At 33.1% G+C, this 21,785-nt stretch carries 28 protein-coding genes and 3 pseudogenes; 28 read left to right on the top strand and 3 right to left on the bottom strand.

What is annotated here, in order from left to right:
* Positions 1-259 precede the first annotated feature (259 nt).
* From I7822_RS05135 to I7822_RS05070, 14 genes and pseudogenes are all read left to right on the top strand, one after another.
* Positions 260-790, top strand: a complete 531-nt coding sequence (locus I7822_RS05135) for a GrpB family protein (RefSeq protein WP_207975754.1) — start codon at positions 260-262, stop codon at positions 788-790.
* A 223-nt stretch (positions 791-1,013) separates the two neighbouring features.
* Positions 1,014-1,889, top strand: a complete 876-nt coding sequence (locus I7822_RS05130; RefSeq protein ID WP_207975752.1) for a hypothetical protein — start codon at positions 1,014-1,016, stop codon at positions 1,887-1,889.
* Positions 1,886-2,401 carry a CBO0543 family protein gene (locus tag I7822_RS05125; protein WP_207975750.1) on the top strand — a complete coding sequence of 172 codons (516 nt, stop codon included), beginning with the start codon at positions 1,886-1,888 and terminating at the stop codon, positions 2,399-2,401. The genes I7822_RS05130 and I7822_RS05125 overlap by 4 nt, the downstream gene beginning before the upstream one ends.
* A gap of 268 nt (positions 2,402-2,669) precedes the next feature.
* Complete coding sequence (locus I7822_RS05120; protein ID WP_207975748.1) at positions 2,670-2,999, top strand: hypothetical protein; 330 nt, start codon at positions 2,670-2,672, stop codon at positions 2,997-2,999.
* A gap of 119 nt (positions 3,000-3,118) precedes the next feature.
* Positions 3,119-3,685: a DUF4256 domain-containing protein gene (locus I7822_RS05115; protein WP_207975746.1), complete on the top strand. Its 567-nt coding sequence runs from the start codon at positions 3,119-3,121 to the stop codon at positions 3,683-3,685.
* Between the two features lie 213 nt (positions 3,686-3,898).
* Complete coding sequence (locus I7822_RS05110; protein ID WP_207975744.1) at positions 3,899-4,114, top strand: hypothetical protein; 216 nt, start codon at positions 3,899-3,901, stop codon at positions 4,112-4,114.
* A 165-nt stretch (positions 4,115-4,279) separates the two neighbouring features.
* A pseudogene (locus tag I7822_RS30575) lies at positions 4,280-4,429 on the top strand (hypothetical protein); the annotation flags it as partial.
* A 155-nt stretch (positions 4,430-4,584) separates the two neighbouring features.
* Positions 4,585-5,160: a LysE family translocator gene (locus I7822_RS05100; RefSeq protein WP_207975742.1), complete on the top strand. Its 576-nt coding sequence runs from the start codon at positions 4,585-4,587 to the stop codon at positions 5,158-5,160.
* Between the two features lie 17 nt (positions 5,161-5,177).
* Entirely contained in the window at positions 5,178-5,954 is a 777-nt protein-coding gene (locus I7822_RS05095; RefSeq protein ID WP_207975740.1) for an AraC family transcriptional regulator, read from the top strand.
* A 39-nt stretch (positions 5,955-5,993) separates the two neighbouring features.
* A pseudogene (locus tag I7822_RS05090) lies at positions 5,994-6,369 on the top strand (FAS1-like dehydratase domain-containing protein).
* Positions 6,370-6,912: 543 nt separating this feature from the next.
* A complete protein-coding gene (locus tag I7822_RS05085) occupies positions 6,913-7,866 on the top strand; it encodes a hypothetical protein (RefSeq protein ID WP_207975738.1) in 954 nt (317 codons plus the stop codon).
* Positions 7,867-8,279: 413 nt separating this feature from the next.
* Positions 8,280-8,783: an ATP-binding protein gene (locus tag I7822_RS05080; protein ID WP_207975736.1), complete on the top strand. Its 504-nt coding sequence runs from the start codon at positions 8,280-8,282 to the stop codon at positions 8,781-8,783.
* A gap of 88 nt (positions 8,784-8,871) precedes the next feature.
* Positions 8,872-9,321: a DUF1569 domain-containing protein gene (locus I7822_RS05075; protein ID WP_207975735.1), complete on the top strand. Its 450-nt coding sequence runs from the start codon at positions 8,872-8,874 to the stop codon at positions 9,319-9,321.
* Positions 9,322-9,829: 508 nt separating this feature from the next.
* Positions 9,830-10,186 (top strand): hypothetical protein, encoded by a 357-nt coding sequence (locus I7822_RS05070; RefSeq protein WP_207975733.1) that lies wholly within the window; start codon positions 9,830-9,832, stop codon positions 10,184-10,186.
* Positions 10,187-10,395: 209 nt separating this feature from the next.
* On the opposite strand, the gene I7822_RS05065 is transcribed toward I7822_RS05070, so the two are convergent.
* Complete coding sequence (locus I7822_RS05065; RefSeq protein ID WP_243459273.1) at positions 10,396-10,770, bottom strand: hypothetical protein; 375 nt, start codon at positions 10,768-10,770, stop codon at positions 10,396-10,398.
* Between the two features lie 383 nt (positions 10,771-11,153).
* Here I7822_RS05065 and I7822_RS05060 point away from each other — a divergent pair, with 383 nt between their 5' ends.
* The 3 genes from I7822_RS05060 to I7822_RS30155 all read left to right on the top strand — a co-directional run bounded on the left by I7822_RS05060 (position 11,154) and on the right by I7822_RS30155 (position 12,741).
* Positions 11,154-11,852 carry a VanZ family protein gene (locus tag I7822_RS05060; protein ID WP_207975731.1) on the top strand — a complete coding sequence of 233 codons (699 nt, stop codon included), beginning with the start codon at positions 11,154-11,156 and terminating at the stop codon, positions 11,850-11,852.
* A gap of 201 nt (positions 11,853-12,053) precedes the next feature.
* Positions 12,054-12,449 (top strand): hypothetical protein, encoded by a 396-nt coding sequence (locus I7822_RS05055; protein WP_207975730.1) that lies wholly within the window; start codon positions 12,054-12,056, stop codon positions 12,447-12,449.
* Between the two features lie 163 nt (positions 12,450-12,612).
* Positions 12,613-12,741 carry a hypothetical protein gene (locus I7822_RS30155; protein ID WP_279381915.1) on the top strand — a complete coding sequence of 43 codons (129 nt, stop codon included), beginning with the start codon at positions 12,613-12,615 and terminating at the stop codon, positions 12,739-12,741.
* Positions 12,742-12,877: 136 nt separating this feature from the next.
* On the opposite strand, the gene I7822_RS05050 is transcribed toward I7822_RS30155, so the two are convergent.
* Positions 12,878-13,369 (bottom strand): RrF2 family transcriptional regulator, encoded by a 492-nt coding sequence (locus I7822_RS05050; protein ID WP_207975729.1) that lies wholly within the window; start codon positions 13,367-13,369, stop codon positions 12,878-12,880.
* Between the two features lie 218 nt (positions 13,370-13,587).
* On the opposite strand from I7822_RS05050, the gene I7822_RS05045 reads away from it, so the two are divergent.
* From I7822_RS05045 to I7822_RS04995, 11 genes and pseudogenes are all read left to right on the top strand, one after another.
* On the top strand, positions 13,588-14,226 hold the full coding sequence (locus I7822_RS05045) for an FMN-dependent NADH-azoreductase (protein ID WP_207975728.1): 639 nt from the start codon (positions 13,588-13,590) through the stop codon (positions 14,224-14,226).
* An 83-nt stretch (positions 14,227-14,309) separates the two neighbouring features.
* A complete protein-coding gene (locus I7822_RS05040; RefSeq protein ID WP_207975727.1) occupies positions 14,310-14,753 on the top strand; it encodes a carboxymuconolactone decarboxylase family protein in 444 nt (147 codons plus the stop codon).
* A gap of 336 nt (positions 14,754-15,089) precedes the next feature.
* Positions 15,090-15,476: a hypothetical protein gene (locus I7822_RS05035; protein ID WP_207975726.1), complete on the top strand. Its 387-nt coding sequence runs from the start codon at positions 15,090-15,092 to the stop codon at positions 15,474-15,476.
* A 38-nt stretch (positions 15,477-15,514) separates the two neighbouring features.
* Complete coding sequence (locus I7822_RS05030; protein WP_207975725.1) at positions 15,515-15,841, top strand: antibiotic biosynthesis monooxygenase family protein; 327 nt, start codon at positions 15,515-15,517, stop codon at positions 15,839-15,841.
* Between the two features lie 141 nt (positions 15,842-15,982).
* Positions 15,983-16,261 (top strand): hypothetical protein, encoded by a 279-nt coding sequence (locus I7822_RS05025; RefSeq protein ID WP_207975723.1) that lies wholly within the window; start codon positions 15,983-15,985, stop codon positions 16,259-16,261.
* A gap of 106 nt (positions 16,262-16,367) precedes the next feature.
* Positions 16,368-16,855: pseudogene (locus I7822_RS05020) on the top strand (tetratricopeptide repeat protein).
* A 114-nt stretch (positions 16,856-16,969) separates the two neighbouring features.
* A complete protein-coding gene (locus tag I7822_RS05015; RefSeq protein WP_207975721.1) occupies positions 16,970-17,335 on the top strand; it encodes a hypothetical protein in 366 nt (121 codons plus the stop codon).
* A gap of 438 nt (positions 17,336-17,773) precedes the next feature.
* Positions 17,774-17,920 (top strand): hypothetical protein, encoded by a 147-nt coding sequence (locus I7822_RS05010; RefSeq protein WP_207975719.1) that lies wholly within the window; start codon positions 17,774-17,776, stop codon positions 17,918-17,920.
* Positions 17,921-18,415: 495 nt separating this feature from the next.
* Positions 18,416-18,694 carry an ArsR/SmtB family transcription factor gene (locus I7822_RS05005; RefSeq protein WP_207976300.1) on the top strand — a complete coding sequence of 93 codons (279 nt, stop codon included), beginning with the start codon at positions 18,416-18,418 and terminating at the stop codon, positions 18,692-18,694.
* Between the two features lie 100 nt (positions 18,695-18,794).
* Positions 18,795-19,178, top strand: coding sequence for a methylglyoxalase (glxB, locus tag I7822_RS05000; RefSeq protein WP_207975718.1), 384 nt, complete (start codon positions 18,795-18,797; stop codon positions 19,176-19,178).
* 396 nt (positions 19,179-19,574) lie between these two features.
* Positions 19,575-19,847: a stage V sporulation protein S gene (locus I7822_RS04995; RefSeq protein ID WP_207975716.1), complete on the top strand. Its 273-nt coding sequence runs from the start codon at positions 19,575-19,577 to the stop codon at positions 19,845-19,847.
* Positions 19,848-20,427: 580 nt separating this feature from the next.
* On the opposite strand, the gene I7822_RS04990 is transcribed toward I7822_RS04995, so the two are convergent.
* Positions 20,428-21,555: an IS110 family RNA-guided transposase gene (locus I7822_RS04990; protein WP_207975713.1), complete on the bottom strand. Its 1,128-nt coding sequence runs from the start codon at positions 21,553-21,555 to the stop codon at positions 20,428-20,430.
* Positions 21,556-21,785 lie beyond the last annotated feature (230 nt).

Below are 21,785 nucleotides of genomic sequence, written 5' to 3'. Positions count from 1 at the left end.
GTTGAATCATCAGCAAATAAACTTATTAACACAGTCAAACATGCAACCTGGTTGGACAAAAAATCAACATAATTATTTAACAGAGCCATTATTAAATATGATTGTGAAATGTTGTACTTAAAGTAAAGGGTAGCGATACTTCAATTAGGAAGGGTCGCTTTTTCTTATACTTATTCGACTAACGAGGCAGGATTTGAACAGGAAAAGCAAATAAGGTAATTGTAATGTTTAATGAATAATGTAAAAATGGGGGATTCTTTTGAGAAAAACCAAAATACTTGCTTGGACCGAAGAATGGGCAAAATCATACAGTCAAGAAGAGAAAATATTGAAAGAAGTATTTAGAGATGAAATAGTTGATATTTTTCATATTGGAAGTACCTCTATACCAACAATAGGTTACGCAAAGCCGATAATAGATATTTTAATTGTTGTAAAGAATATTGAAAAAGTTGATTTATACAACAATGAAATGTTGGAATTGGGATATGAACCGAAAGGTGAGAATGGGATTGCTGGAAGAAGATATTTTCCAAAAGGAAAGGATTATAGAACACATCATCTACATATCTTTCAAGTCGGAAGTGAACACATAAAAACTCATATAGATTTTAAAGAATACTTAATAAAAAACCCTGCGGAAGCTAAAAAGTATGGAGAACTAAAAATAAACTTAGCAAAACAGTTTCCTAACGAGCATCACAAATATCAAGATGGAAAGCAGCAGTTTGTAAATGAATTAGCAGATAAAGCGAAACAATGGGTCTCACAGAGAAGATTTTCTGATTAAAGTAAAAGGTTGCATTACTACAAGAAGTGGTAATGCACTTTCTTATTGAACTATATGACAGTTTAGTTGAACATGATAATGTTTACATTATGAGTATTCAACTAGCAAGTATTTTAATTAATAAATGATTAATTGGATAAAGCTATCCCTGTTGTAAATACTTCACTCCGTTCTAGGATAAAATAAGGAAAATCATTTAGACTTATTTATTTAAGGAGATAGTATGCTATATTTTATTCAAATTTTCATCATGGTAGTTATTGTGGGGTGGTTATTAAAAACAAAAAAAGTGAGTTGGAATTCGTTTTGGACAATATTCACTATTGCATTGATAACTGTAGATATAATAGAAATTTTTATTAATTTAATTTTTAATCTTTATAAATTTCCAACTAATATCTTATCTAATCCTGATAAAGACAATTTTCTGGGGATACTTTGTGCTGATTCTGTAATTTTACCTTTAACAGCGATTGTATTTTGTTATTGTGTTAAAAGTCATCCTTTTAAAACAAGTATTTTTTTCACGATAGTTTACACTTTTTTGGAGTGGATATATCTTAAACTTGAGTATCTCATATACCTAAATTGGAAGCTTTATTATTCAGTATTGGCTTACCTAATTGGATTTTCATTTTTTTCGAGATATGCGAACAAACTTATCGATAGACCCTATAAAGTTCCATATTATATATCAATTACATGCTTCGCCTACTTTACCCTTGTTATACCTGGAGCCATTCCTGACGTATTACTCAATATGCATAATTGGAGACCTGGACTTGCGCAAGACTTTTGGGTAGATGACAGAATTACGGATTTAGGTTCTTGTCTTGTAATAGCTAACATAGTTGGACTCATTATTCCAAGGATACCAGTAAAGTACAAAAAACTATCTTTTAGTGTTTTAGCAATATTATCAGTATCATTCGGTTTGATTTCTTATTTTAATGGATGGCTTATCTATAATAAGTGGAATCATTTCTTAACTATCATTCGTTATTGTCTTCCTTTTCTTATTCTATATTTTTATGACAAGTGGCAAGTAAAGCTTCGTTTCATACCTAATAATGTATTACAAAGAGGGAAACAAATATGATACATATTACGGTTAAGCTTCTTTTTGTATTAGCCGCAATTAAATGGGGAGATTGGAGGGGATGGAAAAAGTATTACTCTACGACTCAGTTCTTTATAATGGGTGATTTATTTTATAACATAATATTCCATGATTATCCATTATGGAGGTTTGAAGAAATAATACCTTTATTTAAGTATGATATATATATTATGCTATCTTTTATGTTCTTAAGATACCCTGCAACTGTATTTATTTACTTAGGTAGATTCCCAAAAGAAAAAGGAAAAGCAATAATGTGGTACTTGTTTTGGGTGTTAATATATATTGGAATAGAAATTATAGACTTGAAAATAGGTTTAATAAAACATTATAACTCTTGGAACATTTGGTGGTCGCTTGTTTTTGATATTCTATTATTTGCATTAGTAAAACTCCACTTTCATAAACCTCTATTAGCTTGGGGACTTGCAGTATTAAGTAGTATTGTATTATGGAACCTATTGGGAGTACCCTATCATATTTTAAAGTAATATTTATGTATTTTTCTTATTATAATCTAAATAATTGGTAAATAGAGTGCTTAATGTAATGGATGCGGTGCTTAAATAAGAGTAGCGCCTATTTTGATTCAATTAGGATAGAAGTTTGTGAAGAAATGTACTATAGGGTTGCTTGAGTTGAACAAGGGGTTGCTGTGGCAACCCTTTTTGATTGTTCTTAATTTAACAATATATTCCACTAAAATTAAATGAATGATACAATTATTGTTATAAAAATCCAAGTGAAGGAGGGTACCCTATGCCATTAGAACAAGAAGTAATCGGTTTGTTAATCGGCGGTTTCTCTATTGTAATGGGAATTACAATTTTAATTGCATCGTTTCTCTGGTTAAAAAATAAAAATAACAGTTCTGCATACGTCTGGACATTATTACATATGCTGTTTGTCTCAGTTGCAATATATTTTTTCATAAAGGCAATTTCCGTTGATTTTAACCACCCAATGGCATCTGAAGAAATTTCTCTTCAGATAGGGATTTCTGGGGTTGTTTGGGCTTTGAGTATGATATGTTTACTGATTGGACTATTTAAATTTTCAAAGACAAGTAAAAATAGAGTTTCTTCTTAAGCTAACAGGGTGCTTTTCTTCAAGAAGGAGAAGTACTCTTTTTGTGGAAGATATTAAGCTAGCAAAAGCAGTTTAGTCTTTAAACCATTATGAGTAAAAACAATAAGGGGGAAACAAATATGACAAAGAGAAATAAGGAGTTGTCACTAGAACAACGTGAAGAATTACTCAGAGCATTGAAAGCCCGTTTTGAAAAAAACATGAACCGCCATAAAGATCTTGAATGGGCGAAAGTTCAAGCAAAGCTGGAAGCTAATACTGAAAAACTGTGGTCGCTTAATGAAATGGAAATAACTGGCGGTGAACCAGATGTTGTTAGTCATGATAAAAAGACGGGCGAATACATTTTTTATGACTGTTCAGCGGAAAGTCCTAAAGGCCGCAGAAGTGTTTGTTACGACCGTGAAGCGATGGAGTCAAGGAAAAAACATAAACCAGAAAATAACGCTATTCATATGGCTGCTGACATGGGCATTGAGCTTTTAACGGAAGAACAATACCGGGAGTTGCAGAAACTTGGAAATTTCGATACGAAAACATCGAGCTGGGTGAAAACACCTGCTAATATTAGAAAACACGGCGGGGCCATCTTTTGTGATCATCGCTACGACACTGTCTTTGTGTACCACAATGGAGCAGAATCCTACTATGCTGCCAGGGGTTTCCGTGGCTCGCTAAGGGTCTAAATTTTGTACATACAGCTAAATTTGAATTTGAGAACGGAACATAAAATGGAATACACCTAGTTTCTGTTATGAAGGTGAAGACCGAAAGACCAATGAACCTCTGATTATAGATACAAGTGGAATATTAGAATCGAAAGCAACTGACAGAGCTATGATGAAATTTTCTGATAAAAATGACGTTAAAGCCAAAGAAGAAAAACAGAAGGTGAATTAATGTTGGATAAAATTAAAGCATTATCTGAAAAGGTGTCATTTGCAATAGGCTTTTCTTTAATATTATTTAGTCCAATCGTTTTATTTTTGATGTCTTTTTTATTTCCATCTGGTAAATGGACAGCGATTATACAAGCAATTGTTTGGGGTGTTGCTACCTTATTTATACTAAGTGCGGCTGATAAAAGACATTCACGTATTGGCAAAAAAAGGTGAAGATTTATTCATATTACATTAAAGGGTGCAAGAGTTGAAAAAGCTGCCATTTTGGTGGCTTTTTGCTTATATAACTAACGGGAAGGTTAGTTGAATGAGAACGTGTTAAAAATAAAAAAACAGACAAGATGCTGATAAATTTAACTAGTGTGTTGACCAATGGGGGTACCAGAAGGATTTTGTATTACAACAGTAGGATATCAAAAAGCCATCGAACAAAACGATATGTTTCAAGCACTGTTGGATCAACTAACAATGCTAAAAATAGAGGATCGAGATCAAATTGGAGAAATCAGCAGGAAGATTAGACAAATCTTTAAATAAGGAAGGGTCGCTTTTTCTTTTTCTTATTCTTATTCGACTAACGTGGTTGTTGAAAAAAGCCTACCTAAATTTTGCAATAATATACTATATGAATTGTAATTGTCAGATGTATCATTTATGAGAATACCTTGAATGGAGTGTTCCTCATGAATATTACGTCTTTTTTACTATACTGTTTTATTGTAACTTTTACACCAGGACCCACTAATATCGTCATATTATCCACAGTACATAATACTGGGACAAAAAAGGCAATGGAGTATACGTATGGGGCAACTATTGCGTTTGGCTTTTTACTTGTTATTTCTGCTGTGTTGAATACGATACTGGTAACTATAATACCAAAAATCTTATTTGTTATGCAGATAATCGGAAGTTTTTATATGCTCTATCTCGCTTATCAAGTTTACAAAACGGATACATCAAAACCAACTGTAAACCAAACGGGTACGTTTATGTCAGGCTTCCTTATGCAGTTCTTAAATCCAAAGGTGGTACTATTTACAATGACTGTAATTCCTACCTATATTATGCCCTACCGTGTCTCAATGCCTACGGTTCCAATAAGTGTTATAGCTATAACTGTTATTGGATTTTTAGCATTTATTACATGGGTACTTTTTGGTGCATTGTTTAAGGAGTTTTTACAGAAGCATCAAAAGTTTGTTAATGTGCTGATGGCATTATTTTTAGCGTATTCTGCTATAATGATTTGGATGTAGATAGAGGGGTGGATTAAATGGAAAAATTTATCTATAAAAAATCGGCAGGTATTACTGCGTTGTCAGCTAGTATCACTGATTTTACGTATAAAAAGCATTCTCACAAGGAGTATGCAATAGGTGTAACATTGCGTGGTATTCAAGAGTATAACTTGGATGGCAGTTTACAATTATCCTATCAAAATGGTGTGATGCTTTTTAATCCAGAACAGGCACATGACGGAATGGCACATGATAAAACAGGGCTTGATTATGTTATGTTATATATTGAACCACAACTTCTTTTAGAGGTTATTGAGAAAAAGGATATAGTGCGTTTTTCCTCCCCTATTGTATATGATTATAGACTTGAGCAAAGAATATTAAGCCTTTCAGATGCAATTTTAGGCGGAAAAGATGAAGCGTTGTGCAGTGAATTACTGTTATCCCTCGCAGACAGTCTTATGCAAACCAATCTTTCTACCAACTCTAAGAAAGAAGACGCTCTAATTAGAAAAGCAAAGGAAATGCTTCATACAAACTTAGAAAATGTAATGAAACTGGACGACATATGCAAAGAGCTTCATGTATCAAAATTTCAGTTTATCAGATTATTCAAGGCTCATACTGGAATTTCCCCATACCAATACTTTCTTAATTGCAAGGTAGAACGTGCAAAGAAGTTGATAGAGAAAAATGGAGATATTTATTCAGCAGTAGCGGAATGTGGTTTTGTTGATTTAACCCATTTAAATAAACACTTTAAAAGCGTATATGGTACAACTGCCTATGAATATATGTCACATTTCAATTGAAGTGGAGTTAAATGTATTTCAAATATAGGGGGGAACAAAATTGTCTTTAAAAGAGGTGCTATTATTGAATTTAAACGGACCTTCACACCAGAAGATGTGGCATTGTTTATCAAGATTTCAGGTGATGAAGGCTCTCACCATGTTACTCCAGATGAACAGGGAAGACTTGTCGTACAGGGATTACTAACCGCTACATTGCCGACAAAAATAGGCGGTGATTACAATGTACTCGCTCGTACAATGAATTTTGAGTTTTTAAGACCAGTATTTACTGGTGATACTATAATTTGTGAAGTAACCAATTGAGCAATTCGAAAAGCAGGAAAATAGGACATGTATATCTGCCTCCTTTGTATGCGGAAATCAACATGGAAAGGAAGTGCTGAGAGGGAATTTTTCAGGAGTAATCCTATGAAATCTTTTTGTACTTTCCTACACTACCTATACAACGAACGATAGAGAACTTGGAAAAACTCCAAGTTCTTTCTTTTTTTTAAAATTTTTGTCTAGTATGTAAAGTCATTTAATGAACGTAAGGCGAATGATCCTAATTTGGAATCTATTATACTGCCGTTGGACAAGGGTTATCAATTGTTCGTGTGAAGGAATAAAAATGATATGGATTGAAGGGATACCAATTGGTTTATTGCCGATGGTACCCTTTTTTATTTATTCGCAGTTTCTGAGGCTACTATAACTAACCGAACAAAATATTATGAATAAGTGGACTAAAGAAAAGAAGGGGAATACTCTATTCTTCTTCAACAAAAGGCTATTTAATTCCAAAAGGGTCATTTAATTGAATAAGACTTTCAAAAAAACTGGTTATTTATGTGAGATTGTGAAGAAAATGTACTTAAACTAAATGATAGGTTAGTTGAATAAAAGAGGAATTTCTACTATAAAATCGAACTAAATATACAAAATTGAAAATACTCTATTCAACAAGGAGGCTAATATGGAAAATAAGGCGTTGAAAGCAATACAAAGAATTTTGGAAGATATAGGTATAGGAAATTTGATGGAAATATTAGGAAGTAAAATTCCTTATTCTGACTTAAATACTCTTTTACTTGAAGTGTTTAGAAAAAGAACAAACGATATCTCGCCAAGTGAATTACTCAAAAAATATTCGATGAACAGATTTGTTCATCCTGCCGACATAGACCCTATCTGGTTGAGACAATTAGAGATAGATTTATTGATGATTGCCCGAAGTTCTTTATACACTCCTATTCAGATTTCCCCTGTTTCTCCCCTTGGATCTTGCTCGGTCGTAGCAACAGCTGACCAAAATAAAGTAATATCCGCATTAAGAGGAACAGAAGTAGTATCAGATGCGACCAATTTATTAGCCTTACATATATGTGATTTGATAAAAAAAGGAAAGATGAATCACGATTCTGATCTAATACGCTTTTGTACATCACATAGACATATCCGTGCACAAAAGTTTGACAAACCAGGACTTGTACCTCACTTTAATATTTTTTGTATGGTCTCTTCAGGAAGAGATAAGGGTGGCTATTCCTTTGAAAAACAAGCTTTTTTAGAACATATAGATGTATATCGAAAAATATTCAAAACAGTATTTAATACCGATATAACAGTTAAAATAAACGCATCAAGGGGATATAATGACAGTGAAGGCTTAATACAAAAGCTGAGCGAACACATCAATGAAAAATCTGACGTTAGTTTACTAAAAAACAAAGTAGTAAGGGATAATCTTTACTATCAAGGATTACATTTCACCATCATAATGAAATTAAATGAACAGGAAATTAATATAGGGGATGGCGGTATTGTTGATTGGTCCCAGAAATTATTAGGTAATAGGAAAGAGAGAATGATAATTAGTGGTATTGGTTTAGATATGATTAATTTTCTTTTAAATAGAGAGGCTTATTAAACTAACTGGGTGCAATACTTCCATAATGAGGTGTCGCATTTTCTTATTGAGCTAACAGGAGCAGTTTAGTTTAACAAAAAATGTTAATATAAAAGAAAACGCTGATAAAGGTGATTTTATGCTCGGAACATTTTTTAGTTATTTTGTTATCTTTTTTATTATTGGAAGGCTTGTTAGCCTTCCAGGTAAAATTAAATGGATGCCTACATTAAAAACTACACTTAAACACGATGTAATATTAGCAATAATTTTTTCATTATTGTTGGTGATTTTCTTCTAGTCTTATTAGCTATTATTTTTCAATAAGAACATCTTATGTTAACGGGGCAGTTTAGTTGTTTACTACAATAAGTAGTAAGGCTTTTTTATTGCACTAACGAAGCAGTTTAACGACAGAAATGGAGGGTCTAGCCATGGGCATTAGGAATTATCTGATTGAAGGCGTTTCCGGCACCGGCAAAACTTCGGTCTGCAAAGAATTGCAGCGGCGCGGCTACCATGCCATTAATGGTGACCGTGAATTGGCTTATCAAGGCGATCCGGAAACTGGTACACGGACGGATGGCGTCACGCACGAGCACCACATTTGGCATGTAGATAAAGTAAAAGCATTGGTCGCCAACCAGGATGAGGAGGTAACATTTTTCTGCGGTGGTTCTAGGAACTTTTCGAAATTCATAGATCTATTTGACGGTGTGTTTGTCCTCGAGGTCGACCTTGACACATTGAACCGGCGGCTTGACGAGCGACCGGAAAATGAGTGGGGCGGAAAGAAAACGGAACGGGAACTCATTGCACGATTGCACCAAACGAAAGAAGACATACCGAAAAACGGAATTATAATCGACGCCACCGCACCGATCGAGCACGTCGTTGACGAGATCGTCCGGCAAAGCGAAGAAAATAAACGCCAATGACAGTAACTTACGGTCGCTCACGGACATCCCAATACACCGGTGCACCTGGATACGAATAGTCCCATCATTGGTAAAGGGAGATGCACAAATGAAAAATATTTTTATTCAATTGCATACAGAGGAAATTTTTAACCGTATTGACAAATTAAGCCCAAATTCAAAACCCCAATGGGGTAAAATGGATGTTGCCCAAATGCTAGCACATTGCTCATCCTTTCAAGACATTGCAATAGGACATTCTTTTCCAGCGAGAGGTTGGCTAGGAATATTAATAGGAAACTTTGTGAAACCAATATTTTATAACGACAAGCCATTAGCCCAAAATATGTCCACAATTCCGACCATTTTGATTGTAGATGAAAAAGAATTTGAAACAGAGAAGGAAAAACTGAAACAAAAAATTATAACTTTCCAAAATAATGGTCCAGAGAAGTGTACGACTCATCCACATCCTTTTTTCGGTAAACTTACTTCCGAGCAATGGGGAAAAGGAATATACAAGCACCTTGACCATCATTTAAAACAGTTTGGAGTTTAGTTAGTTTTTAGAAATATAAATAAAAGTTGACCAAAGATCAAAGTAACAAAATGACTTAACGGCTTAGAAATAAATAATTACCTTATTGTTAAAAAGAAAATTCTTTCTTCAACTAAAGGATACTTTTCTTTATCATCTGTGGATCTTTTATCTTACATAATGATTTTCTAGAATAGGGCACTTTTCTTTAGTAAGAAGGCGTCTTTTTTGTATGCTCCTACACAAAAGATTGTGAAGATTTTCACTTAAACTATAAAGTGCCTTACTTGAATAAAAAGTAACAACTCTATTACTTGTTTATAGGTGAAAGTTAGGAATAATCAGTCGCATTTCATAAAGTGAGATGCGACTTTTTCAACGGTCCTATACAAATTTCTGTAGAGGTAAATGTTTGGAAAAAATCCCCTGTATTCAAAATTAATCAAAAGGATTTATAATTTTCGTAAATAACTAGGGGTTAACCTTGAATTAATGATTCAGGGGAAACAGAGGAAAGAGGAAATGGATAATGTTTGTTAATATGTTTTGGACAATTTATTTGGGAATTCTTGGTGCTGTTGCTATTGGATATCTGATCAAAGGAAAATATAAGACTTTTCCAGCAAAATTAGATTTTGTAATCTCGATTATTACCTGGATTGGACTTTTTGGTTACGTAACAAATATCCAAATAATGAATACTTCTTTATGGCAGATCGTGTTTTTTGGGGCGTTATTTTGGGACATAATATACAGCTTCTTCCTAGCTGACTACGGAGAGGAGTTCGAGGATGTTTCACCTCCAGTCAAATACATCATTATTGCTGTAGTATTTGTACTTTTACTCGGTCCATTGTATTTTGGTCTATATAAGTACGCATTCTAAAGAGCTACCAGTAAATATTTTTACAAACACAAAATATCGGTCGATGATTTATTCTCAAAAAACAAATTCCGATTATTGGATAATACATCTGTTCTTCAAGTAACGGGTACTTATGTTAAAGATCAGCTGCCAACTTAGGTAGCTTTTTCTTATTCAACTAAAGTAAGTAGGTTAGTTATAGAAAGAGATGTAAATTACACCATCTCTTATTACTCCACTTCTTCTTCAGTTTTAAGCATTTCTTCATCTATGATGTCAACTAATTCTTGAAAACTATACATATAAAGAACAACTTCTTTAAGTAGAACTCCTTTAGGACCTTCTTGAATATGAACTTCGCCTTCAATTCGTATTTTTGTCGGCTTTCCTTTATAAATAACATCAAAGGTTCCAATTTCTTTAACCTCATTGTGTTTCATTATGTCAAATTCAGATTGAATAGTATTGATTTCGTCTTGACTAAAACCTGAATCCAATATTGAGGATGATAAATGTTTTAAAAAAGGTTCTACTTCTTCAAAATCAAAATTCATTCCCGCTGCATATAGTGCTTCATTATAGTTGTTGTTTTTTTTATTAAACATATAAATGGTACCTCCAACTAAAAGTATTATAACAAAACCAATAATTAAACTTTTAATATGCTTTCCCACCTTTCCCTTCGTCATTATAAAGTAACATTTAATTGTCGTTAATTATATAAATAATTCCAGATTACTTTGATAGAAAAGGAGAGTGGTGGAAGGATTCTTGTTGAACAAACGGGTGTGTTGATCAAGGAGGATTTAGCCATTATTTATGGAACTTATTATGCTAACGGGGCAGAACTTCTGTAATAAAGGCTAAATTTGTGAAGAAATGTACTTAAACTAAAGGGTGCGATAATTTATTAAAGAAGGTATCGCTTTTTCCTTCTAATATAAGAAGGAAGCTTAGTTTTTTTTATTAGTAATGAAGGGGGTACTCTATGCAAAACTTTAACAATTTCAAAATTAAAATTTTAACAACCTTTTTAATAGCAGTTATATATATGGGATGGTTGTTAATTCCTGTTGTTACGTACAAAAATAATTTGTTGATGGATTTAACCACAATTTTGGTAAATGGTTGTTTGATATTAGGTTTGATTTTTTGGTTCAATAGAAAAATACATATTCATACACTTTTCGATTTTCTCATTTATGTGGGTTTTATATTATATCTATTCATTCTTCATCATTTTGTAACATACATAAATATTACCTATTTCTTAGTAATGGAATATCTAGGAATACATACACTACCGTTCAATCAGATTAATTTAATTCCTTTTAAAACAACTCTGAATACATTTTTTGGTCCAATTTTTGCTCCAGTTATGGTAATACAGATTTTGGGCAACTTATTTTTACTTACTCCATTTGCATTTGCACTATTAACGTTGAAAATAACCAACAGGAAAAAAACAACTGTTTTAAAGTTATTTGTGGTATCAATAGGAATTGAGATTTTCCAGCTACTAAATTCATATATTGTTTCAGGTTTCAAATGGGGAGAAAGTGGAAGGGCTACTGATATTGATGATGTCATATTGAATACTCTAAGTGCTTTAATTGGAGTTGGCATTTTCAATTTATATTGTCTAATTACAGGAAAAAAACCTCATCAGATGTACGCAATGAAATAGGTTTTTAGTAAGATACACTAGCTAAAGAAGGATTACAAAAAATATTGAATTATGGCTATTTTTTCAATTAACGGGTGCTTATCTTTAAGAAGGATTAAGTGCCTTTTTTATTGACCTAAAGGTGCAGTTTAGTTCAATAAGGATTTTTAACTGATTGAACGAATTTTTAAGTTATCCTATTTGAAGAGAAGTGATTTTTATATGAAATTTCAACAAACGGATTTCACTGAAGAACTAATGGAAAAGATTAAAAATACCGAATTGACATTAAAAGACTATATCGAAAGATTGTTAAGTGAATATAAATCTGTTTTTGCTAAGAAAAATTTAGATTTTGATGCTGTATTCGATAAAGAGGGCAACGACCCCTTTATACCTGGATACAGTTCCTCAGTTTCAATAGGAATTGCTGAAAAAAATGAAGAACTTAAAGATTTACATACCATTAAAATATGGGAATGCGAACGTTCTTTCTTGGGAATGCCCATTTCAAAAAAAATTCCTGGTAGCAAAATTATCGGTGAATTACTTGATGAAACTTTTGAAGAGATTAAGGAAGAATTGAAAGAATATATTGATGAATTTTTAGCTGAGTAACTTAAGGTTTTTTTCAACTAACGGGTGCGATACTTCTAAAACGATGTGTCGCATTTTCTTATCGAGCTAACGGAGCAGGATATTTGAACAAGGGATTAAAACTTATCTAATTTTGGATGCATTAAATCAAATATCCGTTTCTATTACTGAAGCAGCAGTACATATGAAATCTGTAGGACTTACATTAGCGTGGTCAGATGAATTACCTTTTGTAACTTACGCCTTTTTAATTATTGTTGTTATTCTTGGAATATACTTTACTCTATCAAAAGAAAAGCAACGAGAAGAGTGAAATTTCAACTCTTCTTGAACTAATTAGCAGGTTAGTTGAGAATTAGTTGTGATTATTAATAGAAAATCGAAGGAATGTTTCCCTTGGATTAAAAAAACTCTCTAAATACCTTATTTAAGGTATTTAGAGAGTTTTTTTATATGCTACTTTTCGAAAAAAATTTCCGGGTATCTTCACGTATTTGTTTGGGCAAGACACGATTAAGTTCTTCATTTAACCATGAAAGAGTTTTACTACGTAAATCATCACGCATTTTTTCTTCCGCAGAGAGCATAACTAAATTGATGGTACAAAATGAGGGAGCTGAACAGCAGCCTTCTCTATACAAATAACCATTTTCTTTAATATTTTTACATTGAAAAATAGGCTTAGGACCTTCAACTGCTTCAACTACATCCCAAAAGGAAATATCTTCTGGGGACTTAGATAACCTATATCCTCCCTTTACACCAGGGACAGAACTTACAATTCCAGCCTTAGATAATTTACCGAAAACTTTTGAAAGAAATGTCTCAGAAAGTCCTTGGAATTCTGCTAAATCCTTTATCCCAACACTTTCCTTGGAAGGAACATCAATTAAATAAACCAGACAATGTAAAGCATATTCTACTCCTACACTATATTGCATATAAATTCACCTACTTTTGATTAAGGAATATTAATTGTATCTTAGGAGAATTTAGAGTACTAGTCAAATAAATGAAACCTCTCTCTTGGGTAAGTTTGTTCAATTGACAAAAATAATTATAACATTTAATATGAATAATGTTAATCGCCGATTAACTTAGTCTCTAATTAAAACCTATTTAAGAGGTCTACAATAATCAAACTAATAGAGGTGGAACGATGAATATTTTACAGCTAATGGCTCATCCTGATTACAATAATCAAAAAAGAGCAGCAAACCGTTTAGCAGATGTTGGTTTAAAAACTTTACAAGAAAAATTAAATGGTCAAGGAACAATCGAAGTATTAAATGTCTACGATCCAAATAATTTTATCCCGCAAATTACTGCTGATACTTTAAATTTTACTAATCCTAAAGAAATGTTTGCTGAACGATTAAAAAGTCATGAAGCACAATATAAATTAATAAAACAATGGAAGTCAGCAGATTATATTTATATTTACATGCCTTTGCATAATTGGAATGTGCCTGCAAAGTTTAAAGACTATCTGGATAATATTCTAACATCTAGAGAAACATTCAAATACACTGAAACTGGTTCGGTTGGATTAATGTCAGACGAAACTACCAAGGTCACATTTATCCTTACGAGTGGTAGTGAATATGATACTAATTACCGATATGTAAATTTAGATATTGCGCCACAATATATGCGCGGAGTATTGCACATGATGGGGATTAACCAAATGAAATTAATACGTGCTCAAGGCTTAGACATGTCTACTAACGACAAAGAAGAAATAATGAAATCAGCTGAAAAGGAATTAGTAGGTTATATTAACTCACAATCTTTCTAAACTAGAAAAATCAGCGACCTTTTGAATTAAAGGGAAAGGTATAAAATGCAGAGTAAACTAAGCTTTTTAGGGAGGTAATTAAAATGGAACAACGAATCGATTATTACAATGTAGCACCAGAAGCACTTAAAATCATGATGGAAATGGAGAAGTATACGAAAACTACAGGTATAGACCGTAAACTTCGTGAACTTATAAAAATTCGGGCTTCTCAAATAAATGGTTGTGCATACTGTATTAACATGCACACGGCAGATGCTAGAAAAATGGGAGAAACGGAACAACGTTTATATTGTATTAGTGCCTGGAGAGAGTCTACATTTTATTCAGATGCGGAAAAAGTAGCTCTTGAGTTGACAGAATACGTGACTTTAATCCCAACAAAACGTGTACCAGATGAGCTTTATCAACGAGTACGTGAATATTATGACGAAAGACAATATGTTGACCTTATTCTAATTATTAATCAAATCAACAGTTGGAATAGAATTTCTATTGCAATGGGAAATACAGCAACAGAGAAGTAATTATTCCCAACGATCATTTTATAGTGTACGTATCAGATTTTGACAAAAGGCATCCAAAAGAACCAGTTTGGATGCTTTTAAACATTTGTTGCTTTTAAAGCATAAATAAACACCTCGATCTGCTTTACGTCAAAAAATTTTTCTAGTATGAATTGATCGCCTTCATTCTTATTACACAAGAGATTGTGAAATATTGTACCTAAACTAAAGGGTGCGTTACTTTAATATCCAGCTGGCTTTTTAGGCAGCTTTTCTTATTGAACTATAGACGCAGTTTAGTTGAACAAGAATTTGTTTTATTATAGATGTAAAGGTGGACTTTTAGGAGGGGATTAATTGAACAAGTCTATATCCAAAATTAGTACATTATTGTTTGAAGAATTTAAGAAGATTAATTCAGAAGCAGATATTGAAAGAGTAGAAAAAATAATTTTAAAAGCACTCAATTTTGACCAGCGGATTTATGGGGAACAGCTTCCGTATGCAGTTAAAATAAAACTAAAAAACAAACCTAAAAAATTTCGAGATATATTCCCAAGTCAAATATTTGAAATATACCTAGAGGAAATTAATAAATATGCTTATGGTGTTGTTTTACAAGGGAATTTTAAATTAGATAAATATGATGATATAGTCATTGGGTACCTAAACTCCTTTACTAATGAGTCGCTAAGCATTACAAATATACACGAACAAATAGAGAATACATATATAAGTTATTGAGAATTGGAATTCAAATAACTAATGGGGGGATTTAATAGATGAACGGAAATGAGAAAAAACCACAACCACCATATTATGCAGTGATATTTACATCACAAAGAACTGATGTTGATAATGGATATGGAAAAATGGCACAAGCAATGGAAGAGTTGGCTTCAAAGCAACAAGGATTTTTAGGTATTGAAAGTGCAAGAGATAATGAGTTAGGTATAACTGTTTCATATTGGGAGTCTTTAGAAGACATTAACAGTTGGAAACAAAATTCGTCCCATATAGTAGCTCAAGAAAAAGGTAAGATAGAATGGTATAAAAATTACAATGTTCGAGTTTGTAAAGTTGAGAGGGATTACTCTTTTGAAATGTAAGTTTTATTGTGCTGACGGGTGCGTTTCTACAAAAGTGGAGACGCTTTTTCTTATTTCAGTAACGGGCAGTACAGTTGAAAAAGGAATTACATATTATTTACAGAAATGGTAATGAACATTTTTATTAGGGGGCGAATTAGAATGTACATAACAATTGCAATTCTTGCTTCTGTATTCATTATTATTTCTTTGATTCGAACCTTCTCCAACAGGAATTGGAAACAAATATACTCTACATATGGTAACGAGGAATACTTTAAGATTATTGCAAAATTAAAAGAAGAAGGAATAAAGTATAAAATTGAAACTCCCATTAGAGCTTTTAATAGTCGTAATGAACGATTTAAAGATGATACACAATATAATATATATGTAAAAAAAGAACATAAAGCTGTTAAGGTATTACATAAAAGAAGTTAACTTTAAATTTTAATTGGGTTGCTGCGGCAATCTTTTTTTATCGTTCTTCAACCAACTAAAGGAGCAGGTTAGTGAAACAAATAGATTAGAGACGGAGTTGCAAATGATGGAAAAAGAATTAGATAAAGCTATTGTTTTACGGAAAAGTGGAAATCATAAAGAATCTAACGACGAATTACTTATGAAACTGGTACAGAAGTTCCCCGATAATGCGTCAAATAACTATCAATGTACTTGTAGTTTTGATTTATTAGGAGAAGAATCGAAAGCAGTTCCCTTTTATGAAAATGCAATCAAATTAGGTTTGTCTTCAAAGGAATTGGAAGGAGCCTTATTGGGATTAGGGAGTACATATAGAACATTAGGAAAATATAAAAAGTCACAAGTACATTTCTTAAGGGAATTGGATCTTTTCCAAACAATAGGACAATTCAAACGTTCTATTCGATGCCCTAATATAATTTGAACGAGCATAGTAAAGCGATGGAGTTGTTACTAAAATGCTTAATAGTTACAACAACCGATGATGAAATATTAAGTTATAAAAAAACAATAGATTTCTATTCGTATAAATTAGATGAGATTTGGGAGTAGTTTGTGAAAAAATGTACTTAAAGTAACGGGCAGGATAGTTGAAGAAAAATTAAAAATGAGAATTGGTATTTATAGTAAAATATAAATTATAAGTTTTATATAAGGAGAGGATTGATGATTTTGTATTTCCAGAGTTATTTAACTGTGCTAAAAAGGAACTCTATGTTACTTGTAATTGTGTCATTATTATCATTTCTAACATTTTTTATATGGGCTGGTTTACCTGTCTACATAATAGGAAGTAGTGTAGCAGAATTAACTACTAATTTGGGAGTTATTCATTTTTTTATTTCTGTTTCAGGAGGATTTCTATTTTCTTTATTATTTATACCAATCAATCTCCAAGTAGCTAAAAAAATTGCCGACATAAAGCATCGAAGTGTAGTAAGTTCTTTTTTACGTATAGAAACGATATGGATATTAATTTGCTCTGTAATTTTTGAAATAATCTTAGGCAATCTATTTATTTTTCAACTATAGATGGAGGTTTATTGAAGAAGAAGAGATACTATAAACAGTTTATTATAGGCTAAATTCAAACGGAGGATAATTAAATGGGTAAAAATAGTTACCTTTTCAGTTGGTACAAAATATAAAGATTCGATGGAAGCAGAAACGTTCACTTTTGAAAAATTATGGATTGACGAGAATATGGATGATACCGAAATAAAAAAAGTTATAGAAGAATTATTTCAGAATTGGGTTTGGGATAAACTTAATATTTCTTATAGTATAGTTATAGAGGAAGAAAACGCACATAGTACAGATAAAATTTAGAAACAAAAGAGGAATTACATATCGCCTAACGGTGGCAGTTACTTCGTATCTCTTTTTCTTCTTGAACTAATGGGGCAAGTTAGTTCAAAAAAAAGGGAACTTTACCTTTTTAGTTCGTATAAAAAAGTAGCAGGAAATAAAGTGGTCTTTGGGGGTGAAAAGGTGGATTATGGATTATTCGTAATTGGTATAGCTCTTTTACTTGTGTCGAACTTAGTAGCTGTAAAAAAGCAAACCTGGTTGTTAGCAGGATTTAATGAAAAGATGATAAAAAATAAGTCCATATAAGGTACATTAACAGGTGGAACTTTTTTTCTACCATTAGGATTGTTAGTTGTTAGTTGTTAGTTGTTAGTAGTTGTCAATAGTTTATTGACTATCCTTATGAATTAACGATTCTTATAATTGCTATGATGATTTTATTAACAATTGTGTACGTACTTATCAATAGAAGGTTACTTGATTAATTCAACTAAAAGGTACTATAGCTTTAATGAGCTGTGACGATCACGATCAGCTCTTTTTCTTATGTAACTAACGGGAGTTGGATAAGAACGTTTTAAATAAAAAAACATACAAGATGCTTATAAATCTAACTAGTGTGTTGATCCAATGAGGATTAATGCACTTTTTTGTTGAAATTCAGTTTATATTTCTATAATGGTTCAAACTACAATTATGAGACTTTAAATTGTTAAGATTGCATGATACGGTTCCTTTATCACGCAACCATACAGTTGCTTGTTCTTGACAAGCAACCGTAGAGTTGCTTATACTCGATATATGAATTGGGACAAAGAAGCTATATTCAAAGCACTTGGCGACTCGACTCGGCGGCTTATATTAGACGAACTATCCGAACGCAACGAGCTGACATTGTATGAACTTATGGTACGTCTCATTATGAAGCACGACCTTTCCATTTCGCGACAAGCGATTGCAAAACATCTATCTGTATTGGAAGATGCTGGGCTCGTAAAATCAAAAAGAATGGGAAAATATCGAGTAGTTATATTTAACAACGAACCACTTAAAAATTTGCTTAAAGGATGGATAGAGTAATTTTCGTTAAAAACTTCTGACGAATGTAGGGATTTTTCTGCTTGGAGCCAGATTGTTTGCAGAGCACCAACGTGGTAAATATCAAAGGAGGCAAAACATTATGAAAATCATTGTTACAAGTATATTCGTACAAGACCAAGACAAGGCACTGGAATTTTATTCAGAAAAGCTGGGATTTGTAAAAAAGCATGACGTTCCCATGGGGAAATTTAGGTGGATAACGCTTGTTTCTCCCGATGAACAAGACGGTACCGAGCTTTTACTCGAACCGAATGAACACCCTGCCGCAAAGGAGTATCAAAAGAAGATATCTGCTGAGGGCATCCCAGCAACAATGTTTGGCGTTGCAGATATTCGAAAAGAGTACGAACGATTAATGAAAAAAGGCGTTAAGTTTACTATGGAACCGACAAAAATGGGCGAAGTCACAATAGCTGTCTTCGACGATACATGCGGCAACCTTATTCAGATAATGCAGAAGTAACTTCATGACGAAGTAACCTAGTTCTTAACGACTTTATTGGTAAGATTTAAGTTTGGTGAAGTGTTTTATTAAGAATAAATCAATTTTATGTTAACCCTGTCCTAATTTTAGGACGGGGTTATACATTTTTAAGGGTTAAATATAAATGACATTCTTGTCATTCTCCAATTGAAATGTAACATTGTGAATAAGTTCACTTAAACTAACGGAGGCATTCCTTAAACAAGGAATGCCTAATTTTTAATTTGAGTACAGATGCAGGATAACACAACAAGTATCAAAGGAATAAGTTCAATAGTTCTGTTTGATTTGAATTTGAATATGATTAAAGATACGTTAATTAAATACTTTCCAGTGATCATATCAAGAGATTAAATAACAGGGGGAAAAATTAATATGGATAAGGTATTGAAAGTATCATCAAAATCAAACCCAAATTCAGTTGCAGGTGCTATTGCAGGCGTAATAAGTGTAACAGGAGTTACAGAAATTCAAGTGATTGGAGCAGGTGCTTTAAATCAAGCGATTAAAGCCATTGCAATTGCAAGAGGATTCATAGCTCCTAGTGGTGTTAATCTGGTTTTTGTTCCTGCATTTACAGATATTTTAATCAATAATGAAAGTAGAACAGCAATCAAATTAATTTTAGGTCCTAGAAAAAAAAGATAGAATTGCGTAGAGATGTTCAATAAAAGAATATATTATAAAAACATTACCCTAATACTAAATTAACTTGTTTTGCTAACAGGGGCTAGAGTTAAAGATGGAGATCGCTAAGGCGATCTTTTTGCTTGTTGAACTGATATGAACGAAACAGTCAACCCACGCACACCCAAATGTTTTTAGTTGGTGCTTTATTCAATATGAATAGAGTTATTCCTTGTTCAACTTATAGACCCAAATATCCTTTCGGATTTAGCTTGTCAAGGGCGTACTTTCCCTTGATAAGCTAAATCCGAAATAGATACAATGCATAAAGTTGAACAGGATAACCTTAAAAACTTGGCACGAAGGCAAAACGCTGACGGTGGTATACAAACTGATATGCGTGGGTTGGGTACCACATTTCACTCCATCCGTCACGGAGCTGCCTCTGACTAACGGCGCACGTTCAGTCCTTAGACTTAGTGCATATTTCAACTTGAGGGTTCTCCTTCCCGGGGGTTTGCCTTCGAGCCAAATCTTTAATTTACAATCACAAAGTTATTACTTAATAAAAAATTTCATATATGTCTTACTTTCAATCTACTTAAGCAGCATTCGAATCATTTACTAGTTTATCCTCAATAGAACAAGCTATAGCCCAAATAAAGCCAAGTAATTCTCGAGCGACAGCAACAACAGCTACTTTTCCACCTTTTCCTTTAGCAGAGATGCGATGATATTTCATATGAAGACGGTGTTGAGCCTTCCAAGCAATTCGTTTTGCCTCTGGATCTTGGTTTTCTTGACGTTTAAGCAATTCACCTTTAAGAGATGGTCGGTGACGATAAGACCAACAAACTTCTACTATGGAACGACGAATTTGGGAGTTTCCGGTCTTAGTAATCGAACCTTGCCAACGGCTAGACCCACTTGAATATTCCTTCGGAACAAGACCAGCATAGGACATTAATTGTCTAGGACTTGAAAACCTTGAAAATTGTCCGATTTCCGCAACTAACGTAACTGCCGTAATTTCAGCAACTCCTCTTAAGGTTTGAAGTGCTTGTATGACGGGAGCATGTTCACTTTGAAGGGCTTCTTCATGAATCTGTGATTCGATACGTTTCATACGATCTTCAACTTCATAAATTGCATGGAGATATTCTTGAAAAACAATACGATGAGAAGCTCTTTCAAATGTTAATCGTTTTAACCATTCACGATGTTTTACAGACCAATTTCGTACTCCTTGCGGAGGACGTATTTCATTGCGAAGTAAGAAGTGAATAAGTCTCTGACGAGAACTTTGTAAATCCTCACGAGCATCATGACGTGCACGAATTAAGTCTCTTAATGCTTCATGATCTTCATCTGGAACCCATACAGAAGTAAGCTCTCCAGCACGAAGTAGCTGAGCTAATCTAATAGAATCTCTCTTATCTGTTTTTACACGATCGCCAGATCGCTTTGGGATAAGAGAGGGTGCCACAACCATACATTCAATATCCATTGAAAGAAGTAATCGGTAAATTCCATATCCAGTAGACCCTGCTTCATAACATACTAATAGGTTGTCAGGATTTCCTAACTTTTTCATTAGTTTGCGAATGTCTTCGGGTTTATTTTGAATAGTTCCATGAAATCTAGGTTCACCACGACCAGGATCAGCAATCGCAACAGCAATTTTATCTTTAGATACGTCTAAACCAACAAATTTTTGTACATCCTTCATAATATTCGGCTCCTTTTCGTGTGTAGCTCTACACTTGGTTTTTATTTTGGGCAGTAACATTATGACCAAGTGCAACCTACGTTAAGCGATGGGAGCCGTTTCGTTCATTATGACTAACGGGTGCGTTAGTTGAATAACGATCTTCAACAATAGAGCGCGAATCTTCAATAAGAAGATTCGCTTATTTATTATTGATAAAGGGCAGGATTGGGAACAAGCAGGTAATAACA

This window comes from Metabacillus bambusae, from assembly GCF_017497975.1.
Lineage (GTDB): Bacteria > Bacillota > Bacilli > Bacillales > Bacillaceae > Metabacillus > Metabacillus bambusae.
Note: the sequence above shows the minus strand (reverse complement) of the source record. Positions and strands in the feature narration are given on the sequence as shown.